This window comes from Desulfovibrio sp. (assembly GCA_016208105.1).
In the GTDB taxonomy this organism is placed as follows: domain Bacteria; phylum Desulfobacterota; class Desulfovibrionia; order Desulfovibrionales; family Desulfovibrionaceae; genus Fundidesulfovibrio.
The window spans coordinates 20,851-39,152 of record JACQYS010000008.1 but is presented as its reverse complement, the minus strand read 5'-3'; the positions used below and the strand labels follow the sequence as shown (position 1 = coordinate 39,152).

The following is an 18,302-nucleotide window of genomic DNA, read 5'->3' as shown; positions in this document are numbered from 1 at the left end:
GGTAAACCCTTGTGGAGTATTCGAATCAGTGTGCGCTACTCTAGCTCCCATCTCGCGTCAAATCAAGGATTGGCGTGGTGTATGGAATGGCATGCCAGGCATCGGCATTGCGGATTTGCCTTTTTGCCTCTCCCCTGCCAAACAGGTTTTCCATGAGTGACGTACTGATACACGCCTTGGCCGAAAGGGCCGAGGCCCTGTTCTTGAGCCGTGAAATGTACTGTGCCGAATCCATCATGACGGTGTTGAACGATGGCCTGGGTGGCGGCTTGGACCGCGAGCAGGCGCGTGGTCTGGCCATGGGGTTCGGCGAGGGTCTGGGAAAGGCGGGATGCATCTGCGGGGCATTGGCCGGGGCGGTTATGGCCACGTCGTGGTTTTTATCACGGAGTTTGCCGCCAACAACGGTCCGGGAAGCATCTAAAATATTGCACGATAAGTTCAAAGCCGATCACGGTTCTTCCTGCTGCCGGGTCCTGACCAAGCCGGTCAAGGCCGTGCCGGCCAAGCATTTCGCGAAATGTTCGGGGCTTACCCGCTACGGCACGGAATTGGCAGCCAGGCTCATACTTGAACGCCTGCCCGAATTGGCCGGCGGCGCGCACCATCCTCGCCTTCGCCGCCGTTCCCGGCTGGCGTCTCTTCTGCGCCGCTTGGCGGACAAGCTCGGATAATCCGGAGACGATTATGAAACGCATTGTCCTTGCCCTGGGCATTTGTCTGCTGGCCCTTCCAGCTTGGGCCGGGGAACTGCCCAGGGGCCTCTCTCCGCAAATGCCTCTCACAGTGGACGTGGCGACGGGAACCCTTTCCTTTCTGGCCGAGCTTAATCCCAGGAAAACGGGAGACATTCTCCAGCATTTCGCGGTGTTCAAAGATGGGGAATACGCGGAAAAGGCTCTGTTTAAAGGCTACATCACCCCCAGGCAGTTTTACGACGCCATGGTCCTGCTCGGCTTCAAGGCCGGTGACAACATGACCATGCAAAACTGGCACACCACCCAGGTGGAAGGCGATTCCCTCCGGATCATGGTGACCGTGGAGGGAGTGACAAAAACCATGGATATCAACGAGTTGATTAAAGATCCAGGGGGGCGCGACATTGATATGCGCTTCGGTGGCAACCTGAACACGGCAACCCGGCCCGGATCCAGCGGCTGCCTGATCTGCCTGTTCAGCTGCCCCATGGGGATAGTGAGCAACCATCAGGCGCTGTTCAAGGAGATAAGCGGCCTGGGGAGCGTGAAGTACCACGCTCAAGGGTTGTCGGACAAGGAAACCTGGGCCGTGGTGAGCATAAGCAGGAAGTGACGTGGCCGGCAGGTCTCTTTCTGTGTGGGCAAAAGAGTAAAGCCCGGCCGGAGGATCTCCGACCGGGCTTTTGTATTCTTCTTCGCGGCTGCGTTTATTTCTTCACTTCGGTGTAGTCCGCGTCGACCACATCCTCGTCCTTGGCGTGGCCACCAGGATGCCCGCCCTCGGGACCTGCGCCGGGGCCGCCCGCTTCCGGGCCGCCGGGCTGAGCGCCCTGCTGCTGGTAGAGTTTTTCGGCCAGCTTGTGGGCCACCTGGGAGAGTTCCTCCGTGGCCTTCTTGATGGCCTCGGCATCCTCGCCCTTCATGAGTTCCTTCAGCTTCTCGCACTTGGCCTCGATCTCGCCCTTGGTCACCGCGTCCACCTTGTCGCCAAGATCGCGCAGGCTCTTCTCCGTGGTGTAGACCAAAGTGTCGGCGTGGTTTCTGGCCTCAATGGTTTCCTGCTTCTTCTTGTCGTCGTCCGCGTGGGATTCGGCGTCCTTGATCAGGCGCTGGATCTCGGCTTCGGAAAGGCCGGAGGAGGCGGTGATCTGAATGGACTGCTGCTTGCCCGTGGCGGTGTCCTTGGCGGATACGTTCACGATGCCGTTGGCGTCGATGTCGAAGCTGACTTCGATCTGCGGCACGCCGCGAGGGGCGGCGGGGATGCCGGTGAGCTCGAAGCGGCCCAGGGTCATGTTGTCCGCGGCCATGGGACGCTCGCCCTGCATGGCGTGGATGGACACCGAGGGCTGGTTGTCGGCCGCGGTGGTGAACACCTGCGATTTACGGGTGGGGATGGTGGTGTTGCGCTCTATCAGCTTGGTGAACACGCCGCCCAGGGTCTCGATGCCAAGCGACAGCGGAGTCACGTCCAGAAGCAGCACGTCCTTGACGTCGCCGGCCAGGATGCCGCCCTGGATGGCCGCGCCCATAGCCACAACCTCGTCGGGGTTCATGGAACGGTTGGGCTCCCTGCCGAAGAGTTCCTTCACCTTCTGGGCCACCATGGGCATGCGGGTCATGCCGCCAACCAGGATGACTTCGTCGATTTCGGAAGCGGTAAGCCCGGCATCAGCCATGGCCTTCTTGCAGGGACCAGCGGTGCGTTCGATCAGGTCTTCCACCAGCTTCTCGAGCTTGCCGCGCGAGAGCTTGACCATCATGTGCTTGGGGCCATTGGCGTCAGCGGTGATGAAGGGCAGGTTGACCTCGGTCTCCATGGAGGTGGAGAGTTCCTTCTTGGCCTTTTCAGCAGCTTCCTTGAGGCGCTGCAGGGCCATGCGGTCCTGGGACAGGTCGATGCCGTTCTCGCGCTTGAATTCGTCCACCAAGTACTGGATGACGCGATGGTCGAAGTCCTCGCCGCCAAGGAAGGTGTCGCCGTTGGTGGCGCGCACTTCCACGACGTTGTCGCCCACTTCCAGGATGGAGATGTCGAAGGTGCCGCCGCCCAAGTCAAACACGGCGATCTTTTCGTTGGCCTTCTTGTCGAACCCGTAGGCCAGGGACGCGGCGGTGGGCTCGTTTATGATGCGCTTGACGTCAAGGCCAGCGATGCGGCCGGCGTCCTTGGTGGCCTGACGCTGGGAGTCGTTGAAGTAGGCCGGAACGGTGATGACCGCTTCGGTGACGGTTTCGCCCAGATAGGCTTCCGCGTCGGACTTCAGTTTCCCCAGGATCATTGCCGATATCTCGGGCGCCGAGTAGCGCTTTCCGTCCACTTCGACGGCAGCGTCGCCGTTGGCGCCGGAAACGATCTTATAGGGGCAGTGCTTCAGCCATTCGGCCACCTCGGGGGTGTCGAAGCTGCGGCCCATGAGGCGCTTCACCGCGAAAATGGTGCGCTCCGGGTTGGTGACTGCCTGGCGCTTGGCGATTTCGCCCACCAGACGTTCCTTGGTGAAGGCGACGATGGAGGGCGTGGTGCGCCCGCCTTCAGGGTTGGTTATGCATTTCGGGTCCTTGCCCTCCATGACATAGACGCACGAGTTGGTCGTGCCGAGGTCGATCCCGATTATTTTGCCCATGAAATCCGTTCCTCCTTGGGGTAGATGTCAGCCGGTGTCGCGTATGGAACCGGATTGTGTCGACGTGCGAAGCGCCCGGCTAGCGGGCGCGTTCAGGTCCCGACTATAAGGCGCATTTCCGAAGTGTAAAGGGGGCTTGCGGTATTTTTCGTCCTTTGGAGAGCCTTAACCCTGGCTTACCAGCACTTTGGCGGGCCTGAGCAGCCTGCCGCGCAGACGATAGCCCGCCTGCATCACCTGAAGCACATGATTCGGGGGAGTCTCGCCCCCCGGCTGCATGCCGACGGCCTCGTGCACCTCGGGGTTGAATTCCTCGCCCTGCTGGCCGCAGGCCTCCAGACCGTGGCGGGCCAGAATATCCAGAAAGACCTTTCGGGTCATGTCCACCCCCATCACCACGTCCTTGCAGGCAGCGATGCTGCGGCCGTGGGCCAGGGCCAGGTCCAGGTTGTCAAGCACAGGCAGGAGGTCGGAGAGAACGCCTTCGGCAGCGTACTTCACGAACTCCTCCTTCTCCTTGATCAACCGTTTCTTGAGGTTGTCCGCCTCGGCCAGGGCGCGCAAACGCTTGTCCGCTTCGGCCGCAACTTCCAGCTTGAGGCGGTCGATCTCCTCCTCGGGCGTGAGCGGCTTGGCTTCCGCAGGGGTGTCGGAGGCATCGGGGATATCTTTATCAGGCGTCATTATTCGCTCCTTAAAATAGGCATCCGTATCGTCAGCTGATAGTAGGAAAACCAGGTATTAGAAATGTTTGCCCAGCATGCTGGTGATGAGCTGGGCCGTGTAGTGCACCAGCGGCACCACCTCGGCGTAGTCCATGCGCAGGGGACCCAAAACGCTCACGGCTCCCATGGGGGTTCCCTGGCCGCCGTAAGGGGAAGTAACCAGTCCGCATCCGGCCAGATCCGTCACCTGGGCTTCCTCGCCCAGCACGATCACGGTCCGGTATTGAGCCATGGTCTTGTCCAGAACTTCCAGAAGGCGCGTGCGGTCTTCCAGGGCCTTGAGCACCTCGCGCATGGTTCCCACGTCGGAGAAGTCTGGCTGGGAGAGCATGTTGAGGGTGCCTTCCACATACATCTCCGGGGATTCGGAAAAAGAAAAGGTGTCCATGGCCAGGGTCAAGGCCCGGCCTGTAAGGTTGGAGAGCTCCCTCTCGGCTGCGGCCATTTCGGCGATGATACGGGTGCGCACCTCGGCCACGGTGAGGTCCTGGAAGTGGTGGTTCAGGTAATTGCCGAAGTGGACCAGATCGTCCGCAGTGATGCCGTCGTCAACCGCAACCAGGCGTTTCTGTACCAACCCGCCCTGGAGCACCAGTATGGCCATGACCAGGCCCGGGCGAAGCAGCACGAAATCTATCTGGCGCCAGCGGGCCATGGAGTGCCTGGGGGCCAAAACCATGCACACCTGCTTGGATACGGTGGACAGAACCCGGGAAGCGTGCCGGAGGATGTCGTCGATCTCAAGTCCGGCCTGGCCCAGGGAAGCTGCCATCATTTCCTTGACCGGGCGGGGCAGGGGGCGAAGCTGCATCACCTGGTCCAGGTAGAGCCTGAATGCCTTGGCCGTGGGCACCCGGCCGGCGGAGGTGTGCGGCTGCTCAAGGTAGCCCTTCTCCGTGAGATCGGACATGGTGTTGCGGATTGAGGCAGGGGAGAGTTGCACCTGCCCGGTTTTGGACACGGTTCGAGACCCCACGGGCTGAGCCTTGGCTACGTAGTCCTCCACGATGGCCGTGAGGACTTCGAGTTCGCGCTGGAAGAGTGGGGTGTCCCGCATGGTTTTGGCACTCGTCTTTTGAGAGTGCCAAACAGCTAACAACGGTGGGCGGTGCTGTCAAGACGGCGGTCGTGAACCAGGGCCGGGTTGACGCGCCCTTGGGGCGCCGCCGCTTAAGTCGGGTGGCCGGCAGGCAGGGAGTGGGAAGGCTCCAGGTCGAGCACTTCCTGGCCGCGCACATAGGGCATGAGCACGGGCTTGTTCACCTGGGAAAGCAGGTTCTCGATGGCGGCCTTCAAGCGCAGGATGGCCTCGGCAACTCCCTGGAGGGAATTGACCTTGCGGTCCAGGTCCAGCTCGATGAGCAGCTTGCGCAGGGAAGCGATCTCGCGGGCCAGGCCTTCCACGTCTCTGTCCGGAAGGGTCCTCCCCAGGGCGGACTTCACTTCGCCGGAGAGGTATTCCAGCTCCTCCATGACCAGGGAGTTGTAATTCATCATGATGCCCAGCACATTGTTGCCCACGTGGGCCATGCCGCCCGCCGCCTTGGCCAGGGCGTCCTTGCCGACCTCAAGCTGGCGGCCCACGGTGAGGGAAACGATCTTGGAGGCGTCCGCCAGGAACTGCGAATCGAAGCGGTCAAAAAAACCGGGCTGGTGCGAATAGAGGTTTATGGCGCCGAACGCCTCGCAGTCGGTACGGAGCAAAAAGGCCAGGCGGGAGCGGTAGCCCTCGTGGTAGGCCATGCAGTCCACGGATTCTCCTCCGCGTTCCAGCCCGCGCAGGTCGTTGGAAAGAACGTGAAAGATGCCCCGTTCGTGCACAGCCTGCATGACCGGGTGGTTGGGGAGCGAATCCTCCATGGCCCAGACGAAGATGGGGGTCTGCTTGTCTTCGGAGTCGTTGGCCGCCACGTTGATCCAGCTGCCTTCGTCGTCCCGCAGGCGGCAGACGTACAGGTCCGCCCCCAGCTCTCGGAGCAGGATCTCACCGGACTGCTCCAGAACTTCCTCGGCAGTGGTGAACTCCTGTCCGGCCGCGATGAGGGCGTAGATGATTTCGATCATGAGCGTGGAAGACTCGTAGGCGCGCTTAAGGAGTTCAAAGCGGTGTTCGAGCTGTATGAAATGGGGGTGGCAATGGCGCAGCCTGGCCAGGCGGGAAGATTTTATCCTGTCTAAGTCCAGGCGAAGTTCCGTAAGCCCGGTGAGCAGTTCCGCCCAGTTGCGGACGGGTTTTGCAACGTCCTGGAAGTCCGGACGTTTGACCAGGACGTCCAGGCTCGTTTTCAAGGAAACCATAAGGTGCAGGACAGCCACTCGCACGGCGTCCGGTGCGTCTTCAAGAAGGCGCATCAGTTCGCAACGGATGTCCACACGGTTTTCGAAACGGCAGGCCTGGCTGATATCTTTGGCTAGCGGCGACATGTATTAGAGAAGGATAAAGCAGGGTTTCAGAAAGGCAAGTGAAAATATAGGGCCGCGAAGGTCGTCACCTTCGCGGCCCTGCCCTGAGGGAAGAGGCCCGGCGGGAGGCCGGATGCGCTCGACTCGAGTGAAGGACTTCCGCGAGCGCTCTAATTCTCGCGGCATCCCCCACCACAACCAACCCGATTCTCATTAAGCAAAGTGGATGCCAATGTGGGTCGTTTTGGTTAACACTTTGAAATCATTGTTCTACTAAAAATAGAGATGGACAGAGAATCGTTCTTTTGCGTACCTGAGTTTGCAGGGTGCGTTCTTAAGGATGCATTCTGGGAAACTCAGTTTCCAAAGAGGCAGGCTTTGAGATGCTTCCACAGACCGTTTGTTTGGGGGCTTATTCCCAGGCGGTTCAGGTAACTTCTGACGAAACGGTGCTGCTCATGTGAAACTGGGGTTGCCCGCCAGCCAGCCGTCTGGCTCAGGCATATCCCCCGGCGGGCCAGCCAGCAGGCCAGCACCGTGCCCGTGCGGCCCATGCCGAAGCGGCAGTGGATGAAGACCTTGCCGCCGTGCGCCAGTTGCTCGTCCAGCCAGGCCAATGCGTCGTCCAGCAGGCCTGGATCGGGCACGCCCATGTCGTCGATGGGCAGGTAGCGAACGTGCAGGCCGTGATCGCGCTCGATGTCAGGCAGATCGCAAAACTCGGCGCACAAGTTGAGCACGGCGCTGATGCCGTGGGCATGAAGCAGTTTCAGGTGGCCGGGCTTGCAGGGCATAGCTCCCACAGCCACCTCAGGGGTGGCCCAGAAGATTTCGTAGCCGTCGTCCAAGCAGGTGCGTGGAGTTTCGCTGCTGGCGTCCATGCTGACGACAGTGTCCCGACGGAGGCAGTCCGTCAAGACCGGCTTCACTGTGACGCGCGAACCAAATCGTGTTGCCGCTTCAAGCGGCGACTCAGGACAGCAAAACGATGAACATATTCAAGCCCCGCAACCTCCAGACCAAGTTCATCCTGGGCTTGGCGGCGATTATGGCGGTCATCGGGATATTCTTCGTGTACCTCTTGCAGCAGTATCTGCGTGAGACCCTGGAGCAGGAAGCCAGGGGCAAGGCTCAGGTCATCCTGCGGGGTGTGGAGTCCCTGCACGCCTACGTGCAGGACAATCTCCGCCCCGTGATCACCGGGACGCTCCTTGAGGACCAGGGGCTTCTCGAGGCGATGTCCTGCACGGCTCTGGCCCGGGCCGCCATGGGACCCTCCGGCCAGGAAGCACATGGAGACTACCGCTTCAGACGAGTGGCCATCGGAGCGCGCAGCCCGGACCTGGAGGCCGTGGGCCTGGAACGCGATTTCATCGAACGCTTCAACGCAGACCCTTACCAGCAATGGGGGGAAGCCTTCATCAAGGAGCAGGGTCATGAATACCTGGTCATGGCCCAGCCGGTCCGCTACCAGGGATTCTGCCTGCGCTGCCACGGAGACCCGGCCCAGGCTCCCAAGGACCTCATCGAGACATTCGGCACGGAGCGCGGCTTCAACCGCAAGGAAGGCGAACTTGCCGGGGCTCATGTGGTGGTGCTGCCCATGCAGGCCACTGCCATGCGCATTCAGGGAGCCACGCTTGGTTTCGTGCTGATGTTCAGCGTTGGCACCCTGTGCTTGTTCGCTTCCATCTACGTTTTCTTCAACCGTCTGGTGGTGCACAACCTTCACCGCGCTCTGTCGCTCATGGGCCGCCACTTCCCGGAGGCTGCCAGCGAGGCGGCCATCGCACCCAAACCTCACCCCCTGGATAAATCCAAGGACGAGATCGAGCTCATGCTGGCGTCCATGGAGCAGTTCGCGGAAAGCCTGAGGCAGGCCAGGTGGCAGTTGCAGTCCTACGCATCCAACCTTGAAGGCATGGTGGAAGGACGCACCAGAGATTTGAGCCGGGAAGCGGAAGCCCGAAGGGCGGATGTGGGGCTCTTCGTCAATTTGCTCAATGGCTTGAATCACACTAGGGATCGCAAGGAGATTCTGGACGGTTGCCTGGGGTTAATAGGCAAGAGATTCGGCGCGCACAGGGTGACCTATTGCTGCACCATGTCCGCCGGTGCCTCCTATTCCTGGCCGGATCAGGACGGCCAGGCTCCCATGCCGCAGTCCTGGGAGAGGATGGCCGCCCGTGGGGAAACGGTGTTCACGGACGGTTGCGCCTATATTCCGGTGCAGACTTCAGGCGCTGCCCACGGCATGCTTACCCTGTGCTGGACCAAAGAGAACCTGCCCGACCCAATGCCCAGGGAAGTGCTCCTGGCGGTAGGGCAACAACTTGGCGTGGTCATGGAGAACATGGACGCCTTGGACAACCTTATCCGCCAGAACGACCTGCTGCACGCCGTATTCGAGGGGATAAGCGATCCGGTGGCCCTGCTCGATGGCCAAGGTCAGGTGGTGCTGGCCAACGAATCGGCCAGGCAGCTGTCGGCCTCCGGTGCACGAAGCGCGGGGGACGCGACCACGAGCTTGCGGCAGTCTCTGGGAATAGTTCCCGGACAGCCGCTGCCGGACTTCGTGCTGGCCGGCCCTCTGGTTCGGGAAGTGAAGCTGCCCGGCGACAGGACGTTTTTGGTATCGCTCTATCCCTTGCCGGAATACCGGGGCAGGGGAGGGCGTCTGGTGGCCTATGCCCGCGAGGTAACGGGAGAAAGGCGCATGCAGGAGCTGGCCCAGCAGAACGAGAAACTCGTTGCAGTGGGCCGGTTGGCTGCGGGTCTGGCCCACGAAATCAACAATCCCCTGGGGGTGATCCTTTTCTATGGGGAACTGCTCAAGGCATCCGCCGGCCAGGAGGAGAGCCGTGAAGACGTTGAAGTCATTCTGCGCCACACCCGCCAGGCCCAGAAGGTGCTGCGGGACCTTTTGGACTTCGTAAGGCCCAAGAAGGGCGCGGACGGCACCTGTGACCTGGTTGTTGTGGCCCGCAGAACGGCGGGCGTCTTCCAGGCCCAGGCCTCGGCCGAAGGGGTGAGCCTGGAAGTGGACGCGCCGGAAGGCATGCCGGAAGTCCGGGCGGACATCACTTCGCTTGAGCAGATATTGTCCAACCTGCTCATCAATGCCCTGGACGCGGTGAGCCCCACAGGTGGGAGCATCAAGGTGAGCACCGGCGTGGAAGACGGCTTGGCTGTCCTTCGCGTGGCGGACAACGGACCGGGCATCCCCCCTGAAAATCTGGGGCGTATCTTCGATCCGTTCTTCACCACCAAGGAAGTGGGCAAGGGCACCGGGCTTGGGCTTGCCGTGGTCTTCGGGCTAGTGAACGACATGGGGGGCAGCGTGGAAGCCGTAAGCGACGGCGGGGCCGAATTCATCGTCCGGCTCCCGCTGGCCGGAACCCAGGAGACGAAACGTGAAGCGGCCTGAATCGATTCTGCTAGTGGACGACCAACCGGACTTCACCAAGGGCCTGGCGCGGCTTATCAGCTCGCGCCATCCGCTGCTGGACATCATACAGGCCCACGACGGCGCTCAGGCCCTGGCCCTTCTGGACGAGAAGATTCCGAACCTCATGTTCACGGATCTGCGCATGCCCGGCATGAGCGGGCAGGAGCTTTTGGAACGGGCCCACGCCCGCAACCCCATGCTCACAGTGGTGATGCTCACCGCGCATGGCGACGTGAGCTCGGCCGTGGCGGCCCTCAAGGCCGGTGCCTACGACTTCATCACCAAGCCGGTGGAACCGGACAACCTGTTTCTGACCCTGGACAAGGCCTTGGAGCGCATGCGGCTCATCACCGAGAACCGAAGGCTGCGCGAATCCGTGGCCGAAGCGGAAACCTGGCGCGAGCTCATCGGCGAATCGTCAAGCGTCATACGGCTCAAGCAGACCATATCAGCGGTGGCCGGGTCGGACTACACGGTTCTCATCCAAGGGGAATCGGGAACGGGCAAGGAGGTGGTGGCCAGGGCCATCCACCGCCTGAGCGGGCGAAACGACGGTCCCATGTTGTCGGTAAACTGCCCGGCCATCCCGGAGCAGCTTCTGGAATCGGAGCTTTTCGGCCATGTGAAAGGGGCCTTCACCGGAGCGGAGCGGTCCAGCAAGGGCCTTTTCTTGGCTGCGGAAGGCGGGACCATTCTCTTGGACGAGATCGGCGATATCCCCATGAACATCCAGACCAAGCTCCTGCGGGTGCTGCAGGAGCGGGAGGTGCGTGCGGTAGGCGGCAGCGAGACCGTGAAGGTGGACGTGCGCATCATCGCGTCCACCAACCAGCACCTGGAGGAGAAGATCAGGGACAGGTCCTTTCGTGAGGATCTTTTCTACCGCCTGAACGTGCTGACCATCCAAACTCCAACCCTTCGCGAACGCCGGGAAGATGTGCCCCTTTTGGCTATCCATTTCCTCAAGCGAACCTGCAAGGAGATGAACCTCGCGGAGAAAGAGCTCACCCCGGACGCCCTTGGGTATCTGGCCGGCAGAGAGTGGCCCGGAAACGTGCGGGAGCTTTTGAACTTCATGCGTCGTCTGGTGGTGTTTTCCCCGGGCGACGTCATCGACGCTCCCACGGCCAGGACCGTTGACGCGGGAGCGGGCATAACGGTTGCCCCGCCCGCGTGCATCCTGGGCAGCTACCAGGATGCCAAAAATCAGGCCGTGGAAGCTTTCACCAGGGCCTATGTTGACCAACTGCTGGGTCGTACCCGTGGGAACGTCTCCGAGGCGGCCAGGGTGAGCGGGCTCGAACGGGCGAGTTTACAGAAGATATTGAAAAGGTTAGGAATTGAAGCCCAGGAATTCAAGTCCTGACAGGCCCGGCCAGGGCGTTTTGACTGGCCGGCATTCGTGTTGCGGATGATTTCTGAATGTAACTGTGCGTTATGGGGCCGCATCAGGCTGTCTCAAATACGCCTTGTTGGCAGTTGCCGTGAGCGATGGCCGGGTTTGCTCACCGGTTGTCACCGAGTAATTCTTCCCGCCGCTTCAGGGCAGGTTAAGGAGACCAGGATGGCGTCGCATTTCTTATTGTGCCTGATCCTGGCTGCTTGGGTTCTTCCGGTGTTTTGCCTCCCGGCGAGTGCGCAGGCGCCAGAGGTGCGCTCCCCGGAAGTCATCGTCCCGCAAGCCATGATGGTTCCGGTGCCGGAATATCTTCGCGGGCAATTTCCCAATGGTTTTCTGCCGGGCCTCGGATTCGGCCTGAACTGCGCCCAGGCCCAGGCCGACGGGTCCATGGTCCTTAATACGCTCACCGGGCGCGGACCAACCGTCAAAGGGCCCATGGTTCCCGGGCAGGGTGCTCTGGCGCCCTCGTCCGTATTTATTTTGCCTGGTTTCACACCCTCCATCGCCACCATGAAGCTTACGGGAAACAAGGCCGAAGTGCTTGGCATGCTGGCGCTCAAGGATGAAGACGGCAACCCGCTGCGCGGGATTCCGCCCGCGCCAACCGTGCATGGCGGCCAGGTCGAGTTGCCGCTTGATCTTGCGCTCAAGCGCCTGGAATTCGACAAACACGGAGTGGATCCCCAGGGTGTGGCCTACGATGCCAAACGCGGGGTCTTCTGGGTGGCGGACGGGTACCGTCCGGCTCTGCTTCGCGTTTCACCCAGGGATGGCCGCACTCTCATCGCACTTGCCCCGGGCAGCGGCCTGGAGGACTACCTGGCCACCCGCCGGGCTGGCTGGGGTTTCTCGGGCACGAGCATAAGCCCCACTGGCAAGGTCTACACCATCATGCGGGGAGTTCTTTTTGTGGAGGAAAAACCCGCGATATTTAGCCGAATCATCGAATTCGATCCTGACACCGAGCGCGTGCGGCAACTGCCCTACCCCATTGACGACGAAACCTTCCCGGATCCTGCCGCGGTGTCCACGGGCGAGGTGGTGGCCTTCGCGGACAAACGTCTGCTTGTGCTGGAGCAGGGAGTGGACAAGAGCGGCAAGTCCCGCAGCCTGGTTTTCTCCGTGGACCTGACCCAGACCCACAACATCAACAAGGTTTACAACGACGCTCGCCAGCCGCCTGAAGTCCTCAGAGAAAAGGCCCAATGGAGGAAGCAGGATTTGAAGCTCGCCCGCAAAACCATGGTTCTGGATCTCCACGCGGCGGGGTTCACCGGGGCATTCGCCGAGAGCATGACCCTCTTGTCGGACGGACGCACTCTGGCGGTGATGAGTGGCCATGGTTTCGGATTGGAAGTCCCCATAGCTGATAGTTCCGTGAGACCGGACGGCAAACCGGTGCTTGATCCGACGAAGTATCAGCTTGGGGCGGACGGGAGGCTCCTCTTCGAGGGGCAGCCCAGCAAGGCGGTACTGGGCATACGCCCGACCCGGGAAATCCCCAGGCTGTGGGTGGCGACGTTGCCCAAGAAAGCCGCAGATTACTAATGAACAAGATGTTGGGGGTTAAGCAGGCCTGACGCTTAGGTGGTGCTTTCAGGAGGACAGGCCCGCATTCGTTAACAAGAAAGGCCGTGGAAAACGTTTTCCACGGCCTTTGTATTGAACAATATGGGGACGAATTATTCGGCTTCGCCGGGTTCCAGCTCGGCGTACACGTATTCGCGCAGGGCCTGCAGCCAGGGTCTGGGCGCGACCCCGGTGGCCTCGGAGAACTTGGTGGTGTCCAGTACGGAGTAGGCAGGGCGCGTGGCTTTTAGGGGATAGTCGGCGCTGGTGATGGGCAGCACCTGGCACTCGTACCCGGCCGCGGCCACTGCTTCGCTGGCCAGTTGGCACCAGCTGGCCCGGCCCGCGTTGGCCAGATGGAAGAGTCCGGGTGTTCCGGCCTTCACCAGGGCCACGGAATAGTCGGCCAGGTCCAGGGTGTAGGATGGAGAGCCGATCTGGTCGTGCACCACCTTGAGCTCGCTGCGGTCCTTGGCGAGGTTCAGGATGGTGCGCACGAAATTCTTCTTGCCCGGTCCGAAAAGCCAGGCCACCCGGGCGATGATCAGGCGCGGCAGGGCAAGGGCCATAAGGGCTTTTTCGCCATCGAGTTTGGACTGCCCGTAAACGCTCTCAGGCCCCACAGGGTCGTCCTCGGTATAGGGAGTGCTCTTTTTCCCGTTGAATACGAAATCCGTGCTGAAGTGCAAAAGCCCTATTCCCCTGTCGGCGCAGAGCCTGCCAAGCATGGCGGGAAGGGTTTTGTTTAAGCGCGCTGCCTCCTGTGGTTCGTCCTCGGCCAGATCCACGGCGGTGTAGGCCACGGCGTTGACCAGCCAGTCCGGACGAAATTCGTCCAGGTATTTGCTCATTGCCACCGGGTCGCAGATGTCCAAGTCGGCACGGCCCAGAGGTTCGGTCTCAAAACCCTCGGCATCGAAGGCCCGGGCCAGGGGAACTCCCAGAAGCCCGGTCCGCCCGCCCAGCACGGTGACGCGGCTGCTCACTGGCGTTCCTCGTACCATTTGTCCATGAAGGTGAGGTAGGCTCCGCTCTGGACCTGTTCCATCCAGGAGGTATTGGCCTTGTACCACTCCAGGGTCTCGGCGATGCCGCGTTCGAAGGTGTACTCGGGTTCGAAGCCAAGCTCGCGCGCAGCCAGGGAGTAGTCCATGGCGTAGCGGCGGTCGTGTCCGGGGCGGTCCTTGACGTAGGAGATCAGGTCTTCGGGCTGCCCCAGGGCTTTGAGGATGGTTTTGACCACTTCAATGTTGGGTTTTTCCGCATTGCCTCCGAAGTTGTAGGCCTGGCCAGGCTTGCCGGAAAGAAGGGTCAGCTCCACGCCGCGGCAGTGGTCGGTGACGAATATCCAGTCGCGAACGTTCATGCCGTCGCCGTACACGGGCAGGGATTCACCCCGCGATGCCTTCATGATCATCAGTGGAATAAGCTTTTCCGGGAACTGGAAGGGCCCGTAGTTGTTGGAACAGCGGGTGATGGTCACCGGGAAGTCGTATGTTTCGAAAAAGGCGCGGCACAGCATGTCCGCCGAGGCCTTGGAGGCGGAGTAGGGGCTGTTTGGCGCCAGCGGGGTCTGTTCGGTGAATTTGCCTTCGGGGCCTAGGGTTCCGTAAACCTCATCCGTGGATACGTGCACGAATTTGGGTATGCCCAGGCGGCGGGCGGTGTCCAAAAGCACCTGGGTGCCAAGGACGTTGGTCAGTATGAAGGGGTTGCAGTCCGCGATGGAGCGGTCCACGTGGGATTCGGCCGCAAAGTTTACTACCGCGTCGATCTTGTGGTCGGTGATGATATGGGCCACCAGTTCGGCGTTGGCGATATCGCCATGCACGAAATGATAGCGCTTTCCGCCAAGGCTTTGTTCAATGGGCAGCAGGTTGAAGCGGTTTCCGGCGTAGGTCAGCTTGTCTAAGTTGACGATGACCATGTCCGGATGCTTCTTAAGCATCATGTACACGAAGTTGGTGCCGATGAATCCGCACCCGCCGGTTACGAGAAGTCGCATGGATAGACCTTCTTGGAGCGTGATGTGGGGGAAAGCCCCGGGGTCTTCCTGCCTCAAACCGGGAATGGAATCAATGTGTAAAAAAGTGCTTGCCAAGGAGGTGGGATTTACCTATTCACGCCGACGGGCGGTTAACTCAGCGGTTAGAGTGCCATCTTCACACGGTGGAAGTCCGGGGTTCAAATCCCCGACCGCCCACCACCGAAAGCCCCTAAGCCCCGCGCCAGCGGGGCTTTCGTTATGATAAACATAGTACTTCATTCCCCAGAGATTCCCCAGAACACCGGGTCCATCGCCAGGCTCTGCGCGGCTACGGACACTCCCCTGCACCTGATTGAGCCACTGGGCTTCAAGCTCACGGACCGCTATCTCAAACGCGCCGGCCTGGACTACTGGCCACATGTGAAACTTTCGGTCTGGCCCGGTTGGAGCGACTATCTGGAAGGCGCTTCGCCTGCGCGGCTGGTGTTCACCTCGTCGGGCAACAGGGGCATGCTGGGCACGCAGTACCACCAGTTTCGTTATACCCCGGACGACGCCATAGTTTTCGGCTCCGAGAGCACGGGGCTTCCCGAAGAGCTCATCATAGGGCAGACAAACATGGTACGTATTCCCATTTGGGGATGCGTTCGCTCGCTCAACATTGCCAATGCTGCTTCCGTCCTGCTTTACGAAGCTCTGCGAACCACGAATGGGCTGCCCGGCCAATCCATTTGATCCTTGGGCGGAACCATTGGACCCCCAAATTGGGCTTTTCAGCATTTTTTTTCTTTTTTTTAAGCTGAAAGTGTACTCTATTGCTTCGTATGACATCCCCGCCGGGGTGTACCTCCCGGCCATAAGAAAGCTCCACGAGGTGTTGCTATGACTTCAGCTCTTTCCATTCGCGCCAGGGCGTTGCTTTTGGGCTGCGCTCTGCCCTTGTTGACCCTGGCCTGTCTTGTCCTGGCGGAAAAGATTTTGGGTTTGAGCGGGATGTCGGCCTCTCTTGCCGCCGGGGGAGCGGGGTTGGCCCTGGGATTGGGACTGGGTCTGTTCTTGTTTGCAGGGGTCTCCCAAACCCTCTCCGCGGTGAATTCATGCCTCCTTGAAGTGGCCAAGGGCAACTTCAAGGTGGAACTGCCATCGTGCCAAGTGGCGGAGATCGGTGCCCTGGAGGATTCGCTCCAAGCCATACTGAGCCAGCTCAAACTCACCATCGGCAACTGGCGCGGCTTCACCGAGGCAGTGCTCATCCCTTACGCCCTGGTGGACATCAAGGGCCATCTCACCTTCTGCAACCAGATGGCGCTCGACATGCTGGAGCGCGATGGCAAGCCCTCGGACTACGTCGGCATGTTCTTCTCCGAGTTCTTTTACGGCGACCGCAACCGTAAGGCCCTCATCGTGGACATTATGGAAAAGAACGAAGGAGTGGTGCGGGATGTGGAGTTCAAGAACCTAAAGAACAACACCCGCTTCATACAGGCGGCGCTTTCCCCGCTGCACGACCTGGACGGCAAGGTCAGCGGCGGCCTGTGCATGTATCTGGATTACACCGAAATCCGGCGCAAGGAGGAGCAGATCACCTGCCAAGGTGAGAGCATCTTGAACGCCGTGAGAATGGTCGAGGAAATATCGGCCAGCCTGGCCCAGACCAGCAATGCCCTGGCCTCGCAGGTGGAGGCAGCCAACAGGGGAGCGGAGCTTCAAAGCAAACGCACCGAGGAAACCGCCACCGCCATGGAGCAGATGAATTCCACCGTACTGGAAGTGGCCCGAAACGCCGGCAGCGCCGCGGAGCGTGCGGGTGAAGCCCAGGCCCAGGCCCTGGAGGGCGAGAAGGTGGTGGAGAGGTCCGTGGAGGCCATCCGCCAAGTGGAGAAACTCACCGCCACCCTCAAGAACAGCATGGATGGGCTCTCTGGCCAGGCCGAGGCAATCGGGCGCATCATGGGTGTCATCTCCGACATCGCTGACCAGACCAACCTTTTGGCCCTGAACGCTGCCATCGAGGCCGCCCGTGCCGGCGAAGCCGGACGCGGCTTTGCCGTGGTGGCGGACGAGGTGCGAAAGCTCGCTGAGAAAACCATGACCGCCACCAAGGAAGTGGGCGAATCCATAGGCGCCATCCAGAGCGGGGTGCGTGAAAGCATAAACGGCACGGGCCAGGCGGCCCAGGCCGTGGAGAGGGCCACTTCCCTCGCCGGAGAGTCGGGAAAGTCTCTGGAACAGATCGTTGCCTTGGTGGTGGCCACCTCCGATCAGGTGCGCTCCATTGCGGCCGCGGCCGAGGAACAATCCGCCGCCAGCGACGAGATCGCACGCGCCGTGGAAGACGTGCGCAGGGTCTCCATGGAGACCGCCCAGGAAATGACCGGGGCCGCGGGCGGAGTCGAAGCCCTGTCGCGCCTGGCCAGTGAACTCCAGGGGGCTATCCGCTCACTCAGCTCCTGAATTGCTCGAAGCTTGAACAAGCCAAGGCCGGGTTGCTGCTGCGTCCCGGCCTTTTTCTTGCCCTATGCTCCCAAGCGCCTCAGGCGCTCCTTCAACTCCTCGTCGAAGAGCCACACGACGAAGGCCAGGGCCAGGCCAGCCGAAAAGACCCATTGCACCGTGGCCAAGTCGTAGTCGAGTCCGGCCCCGGTGAAAGTGAGCACTGCCAGGCCCGGCAACCTGCCCAGGGTGTTCACCCCGAGAAGGGCCCAGAGATTGAGTCTGGTCAGCCCGGCCATAAAACAAATCGAGTCCTTGGGCGTTCCCGGGAGCAGAAAGAGCATGAAAAAATTCTCGAGGCCCCCGCGCGAGACTGCGCCATCGAATCTTTCCTGTATCGAGGCCGGGACAAAGGGTCGCATCACTTTTTCGCCCAGAAAGCGTGTCATGAGCATCGCTGTGAAAGAACCGAGCATGTTTCCGGCAACGTTTAGGCACAACCCTTTCCAAAAACCGAAGACGAATCCTCCGGTGATGCCGATCAGCTGCCCTGGAATGGGCGCCACCATGACCTGCAGGAACTGCAAGCCCAGGAACATCCAGAAAGCGCTATCGCCAAAGCCGTCGAACCAGTTTTTCAGTTCGTTCTTGTGGGCCTCGAAACCTTCGTTGGCGAAGTTGGCGACAAAGTCGTTCAGTCCGGGGGGGGCGTAGGGCAAGAGCGCCCAGGCGATCAGGCTCAAGAGCGCGGTAATGGCCAAAGCGCCCGCCAGAACGGGTACTACGGCGGCCAGACGTTTGAGCTTTATCTGAATCCTGGTGAGCATGGTATTGATGCGGACCCTGCGTTCATGACGGTTACTAAACCTGTATCATGCGTCATACCAGGGTTGGCAAGCGCCAGAGCCCATCTTCCCGCTCGAATTCATTCGTTATTTTTTTCACTCCGCTTGCCGCTTCTGGCGAAGACCGCTACACAGGTCCATCCTGCCATACCCAGCCCGGCGGCC

The 18,302-nt window shown here is 60.9% G+C and carries 15 protein-coding genes and 1 tRNA gene; 8 read left to right on the top strand and 8 right to left on the bottom strand.

The features are described 5' to 3' along the window. The first annotated feature begins 152 nt into the window (after positions 1–152). Entirely contained in the window at positions 153–674 is a 522-nt protein-coding gene (locus HY795_03125; GenBank protein ID MBI4804205.1) for a C_GCAxxG_C_C family protein, read from the top strand. A 13-nt stretch (positions 675–687) separates the two neighbouring features. Further along, positions 688–1,311: a hypothetical protein gene (locus HY795_03120; protein ID MBI4804204.1), complete on the top strand. Its 624-nt coding sequence runs from the start codon at positions 688–690 to the stop codon at positions 1,309–1,311. Between the two features lie 94 nt (positions 1,312–1,405). Here HY795_03120 and dnaK read toward each other — a convergent pair whose 3' ends face one another. The 5 genes from dnaK to HY795_03095 form a co-directional block, all read right to left on the bottom strand. After that, a complete protein-coding gene (dnaK, locus tag HY795_03115; protein MBI4804203.1) occupies positions 1,406–3,325 on the bottom strand; it encodes a molecular chaperone DnaK in 1,920 nt (639 codons plus the stop codon). A gap of 165 nt (positions 3,326–3,490) precedes the next feature. Continuing rightward, a complete protein-coding gene (locus HY795_03110) occupies positions 3,491–4,009 on the bottom strand; it encodes a nucleotide exchange factor GrpE (protein MBI4804202.1) in 519 nt (172 codons plus the stop codon). Positions 4,010–4,066: 57 nt separating this feature from the next. Beyond that, a complete protein-coding gene (hrcA, locus tag HY795_03105) occupies positions 4,067–5,107 on the bottom strand; it encodes a heat-inducible transcription repressor HrcA (protein ID MBI4804201.1) in 1,041 nt (346 codons plus the stop codon). A 113-nt stretch (positions 5,108–5,220) separates the two neighbouring features. Next, on the bottom strand, positions 5,221–6,423 hold the full coding sequence (locus HY795_03100) for a histidine kinase (GenBank protein ID MBI4804200.1): 1,203 nt from the start codon (positions 6,421–6,423) through the stop codon (positions 5,221–5,223). A 386-nt stretch (positions 6,424–6,809) separates the two neighbouring features. Further along, a complete protein-coding gene (locus HY795_03095; protein MBI4804199.1) occupies positions 6,810–7,247 on the bottom strand; it encodes a dual specificity protein phosphatase family protein in 438 nt (145 codons plus the stop codon). A 194-nt stretch (positions 7,248–7,441) separates the two neighbouring features. Between HY795_03095 and HY795_03090 the strand changes: the two genes are divergently transcribed. The 3 genes from HY795_03090 to HY795_03080 all read left to right on the top strand — a co-directional run bounded on the left by HY795_03090 (position 7,442) and on the right by HY795_03080 (position 12,851). Next, complete coding sequence (locus tag HY795_03090; GenBank protein ID MBI4804198.1) at positions 7,442–9,880, top strand: DUF3365 domain-containing protein; 2,439 nt, start codon at positions 7,442–7,444, stop codon at positions 9,878–9,880. After that, on the top strand, positions 9,867–11,267 hold the full coding sequence (locus tag HY795_03085) for a sigma-54-dependent Fis family transcriptional regulator (GenBank protein MBI4804197.1): 1,401 nt from the start codon (positions 9,867–9,869) through the stop codon (positions 11,265–11,267). Before HY795_03090 ends, HY795_03085 begins: the two co-directional genes overlap by 14 nt. 198 nt (positions 11,268–11,465) lie before the next feature. Next, positions 11,466–12,851: an esterase-like activity of phytase family protein gene (locus HY795_03080; protein MBI4804196.1), complete on the top strand. Its 1,386-nt coding sequence runs from the start codon at positions 11,466–11,468 to the stop codon at positions 12,849–12,851. A gap of 134 nt (positions 12,852–12,985) precedes the next feature. Here HY795_03080 and rfbD read toward each other — a convergent pair whose 3' ends face one another. After that, positions 12,986–13,876: a dTDP-4-dehydrorhamnose reductase gene (rfbD, locus tag HY795_03075; GenBank protein ID MBI4804195.1), complete on the bottom strand. Its 891-nt coding sequence runs from the start codon at positions 13,874–13,876 to the stop codon at positions 12,986–12,988. Next, positions 13,855–14,877 (bottom strand): dTDP-glucose 4,6-dehydratase, encoded by a 1,023-nt coding sequence (gene rfbB / locus HY795_03070; protein ID MBI4804194.1) that lies wholly within the window; start codon positions 14,875–14,877, stop codon positions 13,855–13,857. Before rfbB ends, rfbD begins: the two co-directional genes overlap by 22 nt. Positions 14,878–15,002: 125 nt before the next feature. Between rfbB and HY795_03065 the strand changes: the two genes are divergently transcribed. The 3 genes from HY795_03065 to HY795_03055 all read left to right on the top strand — a co-directional run bounded on the left by HY795_03065 (position 15,003) and on the right by HY795_03055 (position 17,313). Beyond that, positions 15,003–15,078: transfer RNA gene (locus tag HY795_03065), tRNA-Val, on the top strand. A 39-nt stretch (positions 15,079–15,117) separates the two neighbouring features. Beyond that, positions 15,118–15,594 (top strand): tRNA (cytidine(34)-2'-O)-methyltransferase, encoded by a 477-nt coding sequence (locus HY795_03060; protein MBI4804193.1) that lies wholly within the window; start codon positions 15,118–15,120, stop codon positions 15,592–15,594. A 147-nt stretch (positions 15,595–15,741) separates the two neighbouring features. Then, positions 15,742–17,313 (top strand): methyl-accepting chemotaxis protein, encoded by a 1,572-nt coding sequence (locus HY795_03055; protein ID MBI4804192.1) that lies wholly within the window; start codon positions 15,742–15,744, stop codon positions 17,311–17,313. Positions 17,314–17,375: 62 nt separating this feature from the next. On the opposite strand, the gene HY795_03050 is transcribed toward HY795_03055, so the two are convergent. Beyond that, positions 17,376–18,119, bottom strand: a complete 744-nt coding sequence (locus HY795_03050; protein ID MBI4804191.1) for a TVP38/TMEM64 family protein — start codon at positions 18,117–18,119, stop codon at positions 17,376–17,378. Positions 18,120–18,302: the final 183 nt, after the last annotated feature.